Genomic DNA, 14565 nt, shown 5'->3' on the forward strand with positions numbered 1-14565 from the left:
TTCCCCCCAAAAAAATCCCGATTGCCCGGAAAAGCAGGTGCCCGGTCAGGCAACCTGCTTCTTGAACAGCTCCCGGAAGACGGGATAAATATCTTCGACTGAACGAATGTTCTGCATTGCGAAATTATCGAATTCCTCAGCAAGGGCTTCGTATTCACGCCACAGGGTCTGGTGTGCCCGGCGGGTAATTTCGATATACGCGTAATAGCGTGTGAGTGGCAAGATACGTTCCTGAAGCAACTCACGGCAACCCGGAGAGTCATCAGCCCAGTTATCCCCATCAGACGCTTGTGCGGCGTAAATATTCCACTCATTGGAAGGGTAGCGTTCCCTGACAATGTCATCCATCATCCGAAGCGCGCTGGATACGATGGTGCCCCCGGTTTCCTGTGAGTAGAAGAACTCGTGCTCGTCAACCTCCTTGGCTTGCGTATGGTGACGTATAAACACCACCTCAACGTTTTTGTAGGTCCGGGTCAGGAACAGGTAAAGCAGGATATAAAAACGTTTAGCCATATCCTTGGTTGCCTGGTCCATCGAACCGGATACGTCCATCAGGCAGAACATCACGGCCTGGCTGCTTGGTTGAGGCCTGCGTTCGTAGTTTTTGTACCTGAGATCGAATGTATCTATAAATGGCACTGAGGAAATCTTGTCACGCAGTGCCTGTATCTCCTCACTGACCCTTTTTTCCTCCAGCGGCCTTGCCGGCTCAGTGTTGCGAAGCTGTTCCAGTTCAGCTTCAAGCTCACGCAACTGTCTGCGCTTCCCGGCTGTCATAGCCGTGCGGCGGGCGAGGGAGTTTTGCAGTGACCGGACAATGGCAATATTGGCGGGTACACCATTTGCCGTGAAGCCGGCTCTGTGGGTCTTGTATTTGACCAGCTGTTTTTGCTGGTTCTGTTTCAGGTTTGGCAGTTCAAGATCTTCGAAAAGCAGATCGAGGTATTCATCCTTGGTGATGGTGAAAACGAAATCGTCCTGACCTTCACCATCCGGGCTTGCCTGCCCTTCACCGGCACCACCGCCCCCACCACCGGGTGGGCGTTCAATGCGGTCACCCGGCACAAATTGGTCGTTGCCGGGGTGGACAGCTTCACGCTGTCCACCTTTGCCTTGGTGAAAAATAGGTTCGCTTATATCCCGGGAGGGGATGGTAATACTCTCTCCGCTTTCGACGTCTGTAATCGACCGCTTGTTTACCGCATCGGCAATAGCTTCCTTGATTTGCCGCTGGTGGCGGCGCAAGAAACGCTGTCGATTTACTGTGCTCTTGTTTTTACCGTTGAGCCTGCGATCAATAAAGTGCGCCATAAGCCCTCCCATTTACTGGTTATACGCCTGGCTGCTTTCTACGAGGACTTGCGAACCCGCAGGTACCACTCAGAAAGCAAACGCACTTGCTTGCGGGTGTAACCTTTCTCCATCATGCGGGCAACAAAGTCGTCGTGCTTCTTCTGCTCTTCCGTCGATGTCTTGGCATTAAAGGAAATGACCGGCAACAGCTCCTCTGTATTCGAGAACATTTTCTTCTCAATAACAGTGCGCAGTTTTTCGTAGCTGGTCCAGTTAGGGTTACGGCCTTCGTTGTTAGCACGGGCACGCAGTACGAAGTTCACGATTTCATTACGGAAATCCTTCGGATTGCTGATGCCGGCAGGCTTTTCAATTTTCTCCAGTTCAGCGTTAAGTGCAGAACGGTCGAACAACTGTCCGGTATCCGGGTCACGATATTCCTGATCCTGGATCCAGAAGTCAGCATAGGTGACATAGCGGTCAAAGATGTTCTGACCGTACTCAGAGTAGGACTCAAGATAGGCAGTCTGGATTTCCTTACCGATAAACTCGACATATTTCGGAATCAGGTAGCCTTTGAGGTTCTCAAGGTACTTCTCTGCAATCTCCGGTGGGAACTGCTCACGTTCGATTTGCTGCTCAAGAACGTAGAACAGGTGCACAGGGTTTGCTGCCACTTCTGAATGGTCAAAGTTAAATACACGGGAAAGGATCTTAAATGCAAAACGGGTTGAGAGACCGTTCATGCCTTCATCCACACCGGCAAAGTCACGGTATTCCTGATAGGACTTGGCCTTAGGATCCGTATCTTTGAGTGTTTCGCCGTCATAGACACGCATTTTCGAGAACACACTGGAGTTCTCAGGCTCTTTCAGACGTGACAGGACGCTGAATCGGGCCAGGATATCCAAGGTGCTTGGAGAACATGGCGCGTCGGTCAATTCACTGCTCTGGAGCAGTTTCTCGTAGATCTTAATTTCTTCGGATACACGCAGGCAGTATGGCACCTTAACGATGTATACGCGGTCGAGGAATGCTTCATTGTTTTTGTTGTTACGGAAAGTCTGCCACTCGGACTCGTTGGAGTGCGCGAGAATGATTCCGTCATATGGCAACGCAGACAGGCCTTCAGTACCGTTGTAGTTTCCTTCCTGGGTTGCAGTCAACAGTGGGTGCAACACCTTAATAGGTGCTTTAAACATCTCCACGAACTCCATCAGGCCCTGGTTCGCTTTACACAGAGCGCCGGAGTAGCTGTACGCATCAGGGTCATCCTGGGCGTAGTGCTCCAACTGACGGATATCGACTTTACCGACCAGGGATGAGATATCCTGGTTGTTTTCATCTCCGGGTTCGGTTTTGGCAATTGCAACCTGGTGCAAGACAGATGGCCTGACTTTTACCACTTTGAATTTGGTAATGTCACCGCCAAATTCCTGCAGGCGCTTGGCAGCCCATGGTGACATGATGGTCTTGATGTAACGCTGTGGTACACCGTACTCCTTATCGAGGAGTTCACCATCTTCAACTGCGTCGAACAGACAGAATGGGTGGTCGTTAACAGGGCTGCGTTCACCATTTGCACTGAGTACGTAAATAGGCACTTTCTGCATCAGGCTCTTGAGCTTTTCCGCCAGAGATGACTTACCACCACCGACTGGGCCAAGCAGGTAAAGGATTTGCTTTTTCTCTTCAAGACCCTGTGCGGCATGCTTAAGGTAGGAGACGATTTGTTCAATGGCGTCTTCCATGCCGTAGAAATCTTCGAAGGTTTTGTAGCGGGCAATCACTCTGTTAGAGAACAGGCGGCTCAAGCGTGGGTCTAAGGAGGTGTCTATCATCTCCGGCTCACCGATGGCCATCAAAAGGCGTTCGGCAGCGTTCGCATAGACACTGCGGTCTTCACGGCACAGATTTAGGAAATCCTGCAGTGTCAGTTCTTCGTCTTTGGCTTCCTCATAGCGCTGACGGTAGTGGTCAAAGATACTCATACTTCTTCCCCCCAAATCAGATTGACTGACGATTTGTTGATTTCATCGCTGGATCTGTGTTTTAGCGCGCTTCCATTTAAGCCTAGACCCTAATCACTTAGTTCACACGATGAATTACTTGTTTTTTAACAATTTATGAAAAAACTCCGGTTGATGCTCAGGTCAATAAAAAGTGCTTTGGTTACTATCTTCCAGCGTGAAATATGGCGCAACCCCTGTGCTAGCCTGTGATAAATGCAGTATCGCGTAAGATATTCCTGATATGCACCTGATAACAATACGTTAATGATTGTGACTATATCTGTGACAACGATCGTTAATTGAGAGGGAAAGTCGCCAATATGTATCAGGTGTCACATCGCTGAATGGCGGTTGAATGTAAGAGGGAGAAAAAGAGTGGAAGGAGTCATAGTTCTAAAAGGCAGAAGTAGACTTTCTGCCTTTTTACTTTTTGTTTGAAAGCAACAACTTAATACGCGTCGATAAGCAACTGAGGTTACTGCGCTTTTACTGCAATGGTGGTTGAAAGCGTGTGGCTTTCACCAGGTTGCAGGGTGACGCCTTTACCGTGCTGGGTGGATTCGACACAAACCATGGTCAGGTATCCGTCATCGTCCATATCTCCCATACCCGCTGCACCGTCAGCCCAAGGGTTCCAGATAACCGCGCTATTATGTCCCTGATTTGTGACAAGCAGATTGCGGCTATTCGGGGAATCCTTGATTGTGACAGTATTTTCAGGTGATGTGTACACTCGGTCCAGTGCTTCGGTGAATGCCAGTGATTCACCACCTTTAAAGGTCTCAGCGTTTTTGAGTCCGTCGATATAGTCTGGACCCATGCCTTCTATACGTATATCTCGCACGTCACCAACAGTGAAATATGAGTGAAGTGCGCCCGACATTGACCAGTTGTGGTCATCCGTATTGGTGGCAGTAAGTTTCACTTTCAGTTCTGAACTGATTTCAAACGTAATTTTCAGATCAAAACGGTTTGGCCATATCGCGAGAGTCTCTTCTGTGTCGGTCAGGCCAAGTTCGACAATTACCCCATTTTCATTTTCACGGTGTTCAATCAGTGACCACATACTGGTGCGGGCGAAGCCGTGGGCTGGTGTTGCAACACGGCCAAACCAAGGCCAGCAAACCGGAATCCCACCGCGCAGGGCTTTATTTGGGCTAAACTCTGCCTTTTCACTCAGCCAGATAACATCTTTCTCACCAGCTGGGCGGAACCATAACAGATGACCCCCATGAAGGGTAATGCCGGCTTCAGCACAAGGGTGGGTAACCTTAATGACCTGCATGCCTTCGTATTCGCAAATTGTTACGGCATCCGAAAGGGCATTGATGGTTTTAAGTTTCAGTAAGTCCATAAATTGTCCTTAAAACAGCTACAAAAAAGGCGGCTAATAAGCCGCCTTTTTCAAGAATCAGGATTGATTACTTAGAGATGTGAGCAATCAGATCCAGAACCTTGTTTGAGTAACCGATTTCGTTGTCGTACCAAGATACAACTTTAACGAAGCTGTCGGTCAGCTGGATACCAGCGTCTGCGTCGAATACTGAAGTGCAAACTTCGCCAACGAAGTCGTTAGAAACAACTGCGTCTTCGGTGTAGCCCAGAACGCCCTTCATAGAAGTTTCAGAAGCGTCTTTCATTGCTGCACAGATTTCAGCGTAAGTTGCTGGAGTCTTCAGGTTAACAGTCAGGTCAACAACAGATACGTCTGGAGTAGGAACGCGGAAAGCCATACCAGTCAGCTTGCCGTTCAGTTCTGGGATTACTACGCCAACAGCTTTAGCAGCACCAGTTGAAGATGGGATGATGTTCTGAGAAGCACCACGACCACCGCGCCAGTCTTTAGCAGAAGGACCGTCAACAGTCTTCTGAGTAGCGGTAGTTGCGTGAACAGTAGTCATCAGACCAGACTCGATGCCCCACTTGTCGTTTAGAACCTTCGCGATAGGTGCCAGACAGTTAGTGGTGCAAGACGCGTTAGAAACGATGTCCTGGCCAGCGTAAGTCTCGTGGTTAACACCCATTACGAACATTGGAGTTGCGTCCTTAGAAGGACCAGTCAGAACAACTTTCTTCGCACCTGCTGTGATGTGCTTACGAGCAGTCTCATCAGTCAGGAAGATACCGGTTGCTTCAGCAACAACGTCAACGCCTACTGCGTCCCAAGCCAGATCTTCTGGGTTGCGTTCTGCAGTTACGCGAACGGTCTTGCCGTTAACGATCAGGTTGCCGTCTTTAACTTCAACGGTGCCTTTGAAACGACCGTGAGTTGAATCGTACTTCAGCATGTATGCCATGTATTCAACGTCGATCAGGTCGTTGATTGCTACAACTTCCAGATCAGCACGCTCACATGCAGCGCGGAATACGAAACGACCGATACGGCCAAAACCGTTAATACCTACTTTGATAGTCATTGTAGTTGCTCCACTACTAATTTCTGCTCAAGAAAAATCTGGTAGTAAAATTACAGAAACATAGGGCCCCATGCAAGCAAAATCCCGGGCAAAATTGCTTTGGGTCAATTATACATACGAATTTTTTTTACATTCACACAACAAGGTGACGAAAAAGCGTCCGTAATGAACATATATTACACATTGAACCTGGCTGGTGATGTTGCGGAAGTGACACGCGCTCCGTGCTTCTTAAAGTAAGAATTTTTAGACGCCGGTAATTTGGTTGTTGTGAGTTTGACCCACCGACGTATATGAGGGACGAAACACACCTGTTCAGGTTGGACGTTTTTATGTTTCGCTGCGGGTATCTACAACTATCACCTTGAATGGCGTTAATCCACTGGTGCCTTCCCGTCGACAAATTAGCTCAATGCGTCCTGGTTGTGTTTGTTCGGGACAGCGCCACTCATCTGTTTGAAAGAAAGCGGGATGAGAGGAGGAAAAAGCCCTCAGGTTGCCGTAATTCTGGTCAAGCTGAGGGCCTAAGTGATTGTTGTCTGCCTGAAAATCAGTTTTTCGAGGAAACTTTTACTTGTTTGTATTCACCTGATTGAATTTGGTCTGAAATATCCTCAGCCAAGTCATCAAGGTAATCTCTGTCGGCACTGTTCATTGGGTACAGGTTGTTCAACTGTGCCCCCTTAGCTACACCAAGTTCAAATTCTCCGGCTATTCGGGTCCAGAGATAGGCATCTTTTTCATTGCCCAGCTGGTGGTAGGTTGTGGCCATGGCCCTGATAGCTTCCGGGACTGTCTGCTCGAGTGTTGTGCCTTCGGAGCCATCGTAGAACTCAAGTGCACCGTGCAGGTAGGAGAGTGTTTTAGTTTTGTCTTCACTGTTGTAGAAGGTTGCAAGGGCTAATTGAAGTTCCGGCGTTTTCATTTGCGGTGAATCTTCCAGCGCAGCAAAGCGCTCCCGAGCCGCTGTGTCTCCCGTTGACATCAGATAAAACAGGACATGGGGATCATTTGAACTGGAAAGATCTTTTTGGATCTGCTCAATATCAAACCGGACCGTTACCATTGACTCTGCCCGGGACCGCTTCAGGTCTTTGGTAGAGGTTGAGCCAGTTGCCGGGGCGTACTCCAGACATTTTTGGTATTCCTCTGCAAACCTCAACTCTTTTAACTTGCCCACATCAGACGGAGCGGTCAGGTTTTCAAAGCGTTGCTGAATAATGGACGTTCGCGGTGATTCACAGTGACCATCTTCGATGTTGAATCCGGTGCACAATTCGGGGTTGGAAGAGCAGATGTTTTCAGGGGAATTGTCTTCTCCCATACATGCAGACAGTAAGGGCAAGACAGCGAGGGCAAAAGGTACGATGGCAGATTTTGCTGAAAAATCCATATTGATACTCCCGATATCCAACTATCCGGTGGATGAAAGTAGAAACAGTCCTTGTACTTTAAAGCGTACCATAGCTGAGAAAAGTGTCTTGAAATAGTGTCAGTCTTGTGACGTAAGCAAGTGATAAAGTTGCTTGTGAAAGGCACGGTTTGTTTAATGCACCATGCCTGGTTTTCAGCTTCCAAGTCTGAGTTGTACCATTACTATTTTTGGATGTTCAGGCGGATAGCCTTGTATTTGCCATCGTCTATGTCATCAGCAACGTCTTCAGCAAGGTTGTCCAATTTTTTCCGGGTTTCTGCATCCATCGGATACATCAGTGACAATTGACGGCTCTCGGCGATGCCTAGCTTAAACTGCTCTGCAATTTTCGCCCACAGATAAGCATGGGCGGTATCATCCAACCTGTGATATGACGTAGCGAGTGAGCGGATGACGTCCGGAATAACCTTGCTCCGCGTTTTCCCTTCATCCCCATCAAAAAGTTCCAGAGCGCGATGCAGTAAACTGAGGGCCTTTTTTTCATCCCTGTGGGTGTAATACGTAGCAAGCGCCAATTGGAGGCGGGATGTCTCCATTACACGGGTACCCTCAAGCTCAAGGAACCGCTGCTGTGCTTGTTGATCCCCTTTGCCCCAGAAGTAAAACAAAACTTCGGGTTGGCTGGATTGTTTCAGCTCATTTTCCAACCGTTCAATTTCTTTAGCGCTGTGGAGTAAGGCTTCATTTCGGGTGCGGGAGCGGTCCTTCATCTTTGTGGTGATGATTTGTGAGGAGAGGTCGATGCACTTCTGGTATTTCTGCAACAGCATTAATTCATCGAACTTGTTCAACGGGGTTGGCTCTTTCAGCACATCGTAGCGCTGCCAGATCAAATCTGTCCTTTCGTGGCGACATTGGCTGTCGTTGTTGTTTACCCCGGCGCAAAGTTCAGGGTGTTTTTCACACAACTCTGAAGTAGACATATTGAATTCAAGACAACCGGTTAGAAGAACAGTCGTGCAGGCAGCGAAAAATTGAAATAGGTGTTTTATCCGGAATTTCATAGTCAGTATCGGTCCTTTGCTGACAATGTTGTATTTTGGTTATAGGGTTCTTGACGAAAAGGGCTCTTTAAGTAGTTTAAACGCATAAGAGTCGTATTAGCAGGAAATTGTATGAAAGTTGAAGATCTTCTCTCAATGATGACACCGGAAGTGTACCAGCGAATGTCCTATGCAGTAGAAACCGGGAAATGGCCCGACGGCACGCCGCTTACCCCGGAACAACGAGACTCTGCGATGCAAGCCGTCATGCTTTACCAGTCCCGCCACAATGCCGATGCACAGCACATGACTGTCGCTCAGGGCGGTGATATTGAGTTCAAATCAAAAGCTGAACTCAAAAAAGCGTTCGGTGAAGGGCAGGAAGACATTGTTCGGGTGAACCCTAATACGCACTGAGGATTTTGGGTTAGCTTGCGAATATAACCGGAAGACAGAAAAGGCAACCCAACGGTTGCCTTTTCTCTGCCCGTAGCATGGCTTCGTTACAGTGAAAGCTCACCGCGCAGATCCTGTTGAAGCATTGTTCGGACAGTTTCCGGTGCCAGATCCTGGCTCAGCAGGTAGTGGAGTTTGGCCAGAGCCGCTTCCGGTGTCATATCAAAACCACTCAAGACACCGGCATCGGCCAATGCACACCCCGTGGCGTAACCGCCCATATTGACTCGGCCTGCCAGGCACTGGGTCAGGTTCAGCACAATAACACCGCGTTTGGTCGCCTCTTCCAGCCAATAGAGAAGGTCAGGGTTCTGTGGGGCATTACCAACACCGAATGAAAGCAGGATCATGGCGTTAACCGGCTGCTGGAGTGCATTGCGGATAACTTCCGGAGATATACCTGGGTACATCATGATGATGGCAACTGGCTGCTCTGTAATCGTGTGGACTTTAAATGGCCCTTCCGGCTTTTTATCCATATCTGCTGCGCGGATTTGGATGCTGATACCTGCTTCCAGCAACGGCGGATAGTTCGGCGAGGTAAAGGCATCAAAGCCGTCAGCGTGGGATTTTGTGCTGCGGTTACCACGAATCAGCTTATTGTTGAAGAACAGTGCCACTTCATTGATTGGGTAGTTTGCCGCAATGTGCAGACTGTTCAACAGATTTGACTGACCGTCTGAACGCAGTTCTGCCAGTGGGATCTGTGAGCCTGTAATGATTACCGGCTTGTCCAGGTTCTCCAGCATAAAAGAAAGCGCAGACGCTGTGTACGCCATGGTATCGGTACCGTGAAGAATCACGAAACCATCGTATTTGTCGTGGTTGTCCCGGATATCGTCAGCAATGCGTTGCCAGTCCGCTGGCGTCATGTCCGATGAATCGATCAGAGGTGAATACTCATGGATCGTGAATAGTGGCATTTCTGGTCGATGGAATTCCGGCATTCGTTTTAGCTGGTCCTGCATGAAGCCGGATACGGGTACATAGCCATGATCGGACTTTTGCATACCAATGGTGCCGCCGGTATAGGCGATGTAAATGTGTTTTCTTTCCATCATCACAAAAAACTACATGCTCGGTGGGAGTGGGCTCGCAGTATACACGCCCAACTAGTGAAAAAAAGCCCGGCTTCTGCCGGGCAGGTCTCACTTTTAGTTATAGGTGCAGTTGAGGCAAAAGACATATTGCCCATTTGGATCATTAAAGTTATTGAGCAGTGATACCTTTGCGCTAACTTCTTTTCCCAGCGGTTTAAATGCTGTTGGAAGCATGCTTTGCAACGGCTGGCCTAACAGTGAGACACTGACTTGCCCCATCAAGTCCTGGATAGCCTGCTCAAAAGGAGACAGAGGCTCTTGCATCCAGTTGAGTTCGTACCGATCAAGGTCAGCAAGTTTTGCTGCTACTTTTACTGCATCATCAAAATCGCCAAGTTGATCCACAAGCCCTCTATCCAAGGCATCCTGTCCAGTCCACACCCGGCCTTCGGCTACTTTTTCTGCCTGAACCATGGACATGTTCCGCCCCTGGCTGACAACGGAAAGGAACCGTTGGTAACCATTCTCAATCCCCAACTGCATTATGTCTGATACTGCCTGAGGGAGCGGGCGAATAGGGCTGACACCACCAAATTGCGTGGTGGACAGGCCATCACTGCTGATACCGTATTTATCCAATGTATCTTCGAACGTAGTAAAGAGACCGAAGATACCTATAGAACCGGTAATCGTGGTTGGTTGGGCAATGATTTGGTTGGCGTCAGAAGAGATCCAGTAACCACCGGAAGCCGCCATGCTCGACATGGATACAACGACAGGTTTGCCGGCAGCTTTCAGAGCCTGGATTTCGTTACGGATAACCTCAGAGGCAAAGGCACTGCCGCCTGGGCTGTTTACCCGCAGGATGACTGCTTTGATTTTGTCATCAAACCGGGCATCGCGCAGTTGTGCCGCAATCGTGTCACCGCCGGCGGCGCCATCACGGGATGGGCCGTCGATAATGGCACCAGAGGCAACAACTACGGCAATTTGATCATGTCCTGTGATATTAAAGCCCATCGCCGGGGTGCTGTAGTAGTCATACAGGCTGATGTGCTTAAAGCTGTGGTCACCGTCGGAGCCAAATTTTTCTTCCAGGAATTGTCGGGTTTCAGGGCGGTTAGCCAGTTTATCAACAAGGCCCATATTCACGGCAAAACGGGCGAAATCGCCGTTGGCCTGCTTCATCCTGGATATCAGGGTTTCGGAGTCTGGGGACAGGCTGGCCGCTTCGATATCGCGGTTATGTGCTACGTCACTGGTATAGGCGGCCCAAAGTTGCTTGAGCCACACGCTGTTGGCCTCTCTTGCAGAATTGGACATATCGTCACGAATGAACGGCTCGACGGCTGACTTGTAGGTACCCACGCGGAAGACATGAGTGGTGACGTCCAGTTTGTCCAGCAGGCGTTTGAAGTACAGCTGATAGCTGCTGTAACCCTGCAACATAACGCCGCCATCCGGGGCCATCAGGACTTCATCTGCGTAGCTTGCCAGATAGTACTGGCTTTGGCTGTAGTGTGAACCAACCGCAAAGACAGGCTTCCCGGATGCCTTGAATTCATTAATGGCTTTAGCAATGTAACGCAGTTTGGTCAGGCTGGTTTCCGGCATGTCGCTTAGGCTCAATACCAAGCCGGTAATTTTGTCGTCCTGTGCGGCGGCGCGAATGGCATCAACAATGTCAAACAGGACGTTTTCAGTGGGCAATTCATCTCCTAACAGACGGCGCGAAAGGTTATCGACAGGTCGGGAATATGTGGCCTGTTCGACAATCGGGCCGTAAAGGTTAACCAGAAGTGCACCTTCGTACCCGGTCTGCACCGGCTCTTCTGTTAATTTTGCGGATTCACGCCAGCCAATGATCACTATGGCAACAATGAGAAGAAACAAGAGGTTCAGGATCAACTGGCGGGTGAAGCTGAGGGTTTTCCATATCAGCTTAAAAAAACCGCCAATGAATTTAAATAATGCCTTCATCAATCGTCCTGTTTTCGAAACGTTTCTCCGTATCCTATCGGATCAACTGGGTAGAACCAATGAACTTTCAGTGTCATGGCGCTCTATTTACACAGGCAGTGTGTTGGTGAGACAACAAATGCAGGTGAGAAAGTGTGCGTAATGTTGCTATTTTGTAAACATGCGTTTGAAAGTTGTGTTGCACATGGTTAATCTGGTCAGACCAGAAAGGAAGGTGTCGACGATTATGACCAAACATCCTCATTACCCAAATTTGCTCTCGCCGCTGGATTTAGGATTCACCCAGCTGAAAAACCGGGTGATCATGGGTTCCATGCACACGGGGCTGGAAGAGTCCAACGACGGTTTTAAAAAACTGTCTGCCTTTTACGCTGAGCGTGTCCGCGGTGGTGTTGGCCTTATTGTTACCGGAGGCTTTTCGCCCAATTTCAGGGGAAGGCTTCATCCTCTGAGTGCCCAGTTCAGCAGCGGGCGGCATGCCAGGGCACACCGTGCTATCACCGATGCCGTTCACAAAGAGGGAGGGAAAATTGCCCTGCAGCTCCTCCATGCTGGTCGCTATGCTATGCATCCTTTGGCTCAAAGTGCATCTGCGATTAAATCACCGATCTCGAAATTCGCCCCTCGGGAAATGAGCAACCGACAGATCCGTTCAACCATTCGTGACTTTGCCCGATCGGCAGAGCTGGCACGAGAAGCCGGTTACGACGGGGTTGAGCTGATGGGCTCGGAAGGCTACCTCATAAACCAGTTTATCTGCCAGCGCACCAACTGTCGGTATGACGGATGGGGAGGCAGTTACGAAAACCGGATCCGTTTCCCGGTGGAGGTGGTCAAAGCCGTACGTGAAAGAGTGGGACGAGATTTCATTATTGTGTTCCGTCTCTCGATGCTGGATCTGGTTGAACAGGGCAGCACACTGGAAGAAGTCGTGCAATTGGCGAAAGCCCTGGAGCAAGCTGGAGTAACCATAATCAATACGGGAATTGGCTGGCATGAAGCCAGGATCCCAACAATTGCTACCCAAGTCCCCCGTGCAGCCTTTGCATGGGTGACAGAAAAACTGCGAGGTGAGGTCTCAATCCCGTTGGTAGCAGTAAACCGTATTAATACGCCGGATGTAGCGGAGAATATTCTGTCATCCGGGCAGGCTGATATGGTCTCTATGGCGCGTCCTTTGCTGGCTGACCCGGAATTTGTGATAAAAGCCGAAGAAAACCGGGCGGATGACATCAATACCTGCATCGCCTGTAACCAGGCTTGCCTTGATCATGTATTTAAGGGGAAGCGGGCAAGTTGTCTGGTGAATCCCCGCGCATGCTATGAAACAGAGTTAGTTGTCACGCCAGCAGCAACCGGGCGCAAGGTGGCAGTAATTGGCGGTGGAATGGCCGGGATGTCATTTGCAACCACGGCGGCTGAGCGAGGTTTTCAGGTTGACCTGTTTGAAAGGCGGAATGAGCTGGGTGGCCAGTTCAACCTTGCCAGAAAGATACCAGGTAAAGAAGAATTTAACGAAACGACACGCTATTTCAGCCGCCGGATTGAGCAAACAGGTGTGAATATCCATCTTGGCAAAGAGGTAGATGCCGAAGACCTCAAGGGATATGACCACATTGTCGTGGCTACGGGCGTAAAACCCAGAATGCCGGATATACCGGGAATCGACCATCCCAAGGTGGTTGACTACATGACCTTTATTCGGGAACAGAAAGATCCTGGTAACCGTGTGGCCATTATCGGGGCGGGTGGTATTGGTGTTGATGTGGCGACAATGATCACAGAGCCTGAAGGTCAGACGCTCAATGACTGGCTCGCAGACTGGGGAATTGATAACGACATTTCCCATGAGGGTGGCTTGTTTCCGCACCCTAATTTTGTGGCGGACCGACAAGTATGGTTACTTCAAAGACGCCCTGGGCGAGTAGGTAAAGGTCCGGGCAAAACGACAGGCTGGATCCATAAGCGCACGCTTGAGAAACGAGGAGTAGAAGCACTGGGTGGCGTGGCCTATGAAAAGATTGATGACCAGGGGCTGCATATCCAACTTGAAGGACAGCGTCACATCCTGCCTGCTGACTCCATCATCATTTGCGCTGGGCAGCAGTCTGTGACGGAGATGATTCCGTCCCTGGCTGAATTTGGAGACAGGGTTCATGTTATTGGTGGTGCAGAAAAAGCCGGTGAGCTTGATGCCAAACGAGCCATCCGACAAGGTGTTGAACTTGCCCTAGCCCTTTAATCAGATGACGTTTACGCCTGTTACCAGACCATAGGGTTGCCTCTTGGAGTGTGGAATTCCACTACAAACTGAGGGGCAATTATTTTTAGTGTTTGTGCTAACTTAGAAGAAAAATTACAACTGGGTTCTATTTATGGATGCTTTGTCTTTACTTCTCAATCGCCGCTCAATTCCAAAGTTAGCTGAACCAGCCCCTGAAGGTGATGTGCTGGAGAATATCCTGAAAGCCGGCTTACGTGCGCCAGATCATGGTGGCCTGACCCCTTGGGAGTTTGTAGTGGCAGCAGGTGACGGATTGTACCGGTTGTCCTCTATCCTGGAAAGTGCTGCCCGTGCAGACGGAGCGGAAGAGGCTGTGATTGAAAAAGCCAAAAATGCACCATTCAGGGCTCCCATGGTGATCACTGTGATTGCCAGGGTGCGTCAGCATCCTAAAGTTCCTGCTTTGGAACAGCATATTTCTGCAGGCTGTGCAGCACAGGCTATGCAGATGGCTGCGGTCGCACAGGGGTTTCAGGGATTCTGGCGAACTGGCAGTTGGGCTTATCATGACGTTGTCCGGGAAGCATTTGGTGTGGAAGGGGATGCGCAGATTGTCGGTTTTCTTTATGTTGGGTCTCCGGGTTGCCAGGAAGCCAACCCGCCAAGCCGGGATCTCTCCCGCTATGTCACTTACCTCTAATGTGCTGAAAAACAAACCAGAC

11 protein-coding genes are annotated in these 14565 nt (G+C 49.6%); 3 read left to right on the top strand and 8 right to left on the bottom strand.

Annotation, left to right across the window (positions count from 1 at the left end):
- Positions 1-45: 45 nt before the first annotated feature.
- From NF212_RS05575 to NF212_RS05600, 6 genes are all read right to left on the bottom strand, one after another.
- The gene (locus NF212_RS05575) at positions 46-1314 is read right to left on the bottom strand and encodes a YeaH/YhbH family protein (RefSeq protein WP_434359575.1); all 1269 of its coding nucleotides are present in this window, start codon (positions 1312-1314) and stop codon (positions 46-48) included.
- Positions 1315-1352: 38 nt separating this feature from the next.
- Entirely contained in the window at positions 1353-3287 is a 1935-nt protein-coding gene (locus NF212_RS05580) for a PrkA family serine protein kinase (protein WP_434359577.1), read from the bottom strand.
- Positions 3288-3783: 496 nt separating this feature from the next.
- Complete coding sequence (locus NF212_RS05585; RefSeq protein ID WP_434359579.1) at positions 3784-4662, bottom strand: D-hexose-6-phosphate mutarotase; 879 nt, start codon at positions 4660-4662, stop codon at positions 3784-3786.
- Positions 4663-4729: 67 nt separating this feature from the next.
- The gene (gene gap, locus NF212_RS05590) at positions 4730-5725 is read right to left on the bottom strand and encodes a type I glyceraldehyde-3-phosphate dehydrogenase (RefSeq protein ID WP_434359581.1); all 996 of its coding nucleotides are present in this window, start codon (positions 5723-5725) and stop codon (positions 4730-4732) included.
- 550 nt (positions 5726-6275) lie between these two features.
- Positions 6276-7118, bottom strand: a complete 843-nt coding sequence (locus tag NF212_RS05595; RefSeq protein WP_434359583.1) for a DUF2989 domain-containing protein — start codon at positions 7116-7118, stop codon at positions 6276-6278.
- Between the two features lie 203 nt (positions 7119-7321).
- Entirely contained in the window at positions 7322-8164 is an 843-nt protein-coding gene (locus NF212_RS05600; RefSeq protein WP_434359585.1) for a DUF2989 domain-containing protein, read from the bottom strand.
- A 111-nt stretch (positions 8165-8275) separates the two neighbouring features.
- Between NF212_RS05600 and NF212_RS05605 the strand changes: the two genes are divergently transcribed.
- Entirely contained in the window at positions 8276-8560 is a 285-nt protein-coding gene (locus NF212_RS05605; protein WP_434359587.1) for a YeaC family protein, read from the top strand.
- Positions 8561-8646: 86 nt separating this feature from the next.
- Here NF212_RS05605 and ansA read toward each other — a convergent pair whose 3' ends face one another.
- Positions 8647-9657, bottom strand: coding sequence for an asparaginase (gene ansA / locus NF212_RS05610; protein ID WP_434360837.1), 1011 nt, complete (start codon positions 9655-9657; stop codon positions 8647-8649).
- Positions 9658-9753: 96 nt separating this feature from the next.
- Positions 9754-11619, bottom strand: coding sequence for a signal peptide peptidase SppA (sppA, locus tag NF212_RS05615; RefSeq protein WP_434359589.1), 1866 nt, complete (start codon positions 11617-11619; stop codon positions 9754-9756).
- 226 nt (positions 11620-11845) lie between these two features.
- On the opposite strand from sppA, the gene NF212_RS05620 reads away from it, so the two are divergent.
- Both NF212_RS05620 and NF212_RS05625 read left to right on the top strand, forming a co-directional pair.
- Positions 11846-13861 carry an FAD-dependent oxidoreductase gene (locus NF212_RS05620; protein WP_434359591.1) on the top strand — a complete coding sequence of 672 codons (2016 nt, stop codon included), beginning with the start codon at positions 11846-11848 and terminating at the stop codon, positions 13859-13861.
- A 133-nt stretch (positions 13862-13994) separates the two neighbouring features.
- Positions 13995-14543: an NAD(P)H nitroreductase gene (locus tag NF212_RS05625; protein ID WP_434359593.1), complete on the top strand. Its 549-nt coding sequence runs from the start codon at positions 13995-13997 to the stop codon at positions 14541-14543.
- Positions 14544-14565 lie beyond the last annotated feature (22 nt).

The organism is Parasalinivibrio latis (assembly GCF_036825535.1).
GTDB lineage: Bacteria > Pseudomonadota > Gammaproteobacteria > Enterobacterales > Vibrionaceae > Parasalinivibrio > Parasalinivibrio latis.

Bases quoted from the DNA above. Each gene is read 5' to 3' on its own strand.
- NF212_RS05575 (WP_434359575.1), bottom strand. From the start codon at position 1,314: ATGGCGCACTTTATTGATCGCAGGCTCAACGGTAAAAACAAGAGCACA.
- NF212_RS05580 (WP_434359577.1), bottom strand. From the start codon at position 3,287: ATGAGTATCTTTGACCACTACCGTCAGCGCTATGAGGAAGCCAAAGAC.
- NF212_RS05585 (WP_434359579.1), bottom strand. From the start codon at position 4,662: ATGGACTTACTGAAACTTAAAACCATCAATGCCCTTTCGGATGCCGTA.
- gap (WP_434359581.1), bottom strand. From the start codon at position 5,725: ATGACTATCAAAGTAGGTATTAACGGTTTTGGCCGTATCGGTCGTTTC.
- NF212_RS05595 (WP_434359583.1), bottom strand. From the start codon at position 7,118: ATGGATTTTTCAGCAAAATCTGCCATCGTACCTTTTGCCCTCGCTGTC.
- NF212_RS05600 (WP_434359585.1), bottom strand. From the start codon at position 8,164: ATGAAATTCCGGATAAAACACCTATTTCAATTTTTCGCTGCCTGCACG.
- NF212_RS05605 (WP_434359587.1), top strand. From the start codon at position 8,276: ATGAAAGTTGAAGATCTTCTCTCAATGATGACACCGGAAGTGTACCAG.
- ansA (WP_434360837.1), bottom strand. From the start codon at position 9,657: ATGGAAAGAAAACACATTTACATCGCCTATACCGGCGGCACCATTGGT.
- sppA (WP_434359589.1), bottom strand. From the start codon at position 11,619: ATGAAGGCATTATTTAAATTCATTGGCGGTTTTTTTAAGCTGATATGG.
- NF212_RS05620 (WP_434359591.1), top strand. From the start codon at position 11,846: ATGACCAAACATCCTCATTACCCAAATTTGCTCTCGCCGCTGGATTTA.
- NF212_RS05625 (WP_434359593.1), top strand. From the start codon at position 13,995: ATGGATGCTTTGTCTTTACTTCTCAATCGCCGCTCAATTCCAAAGTTA.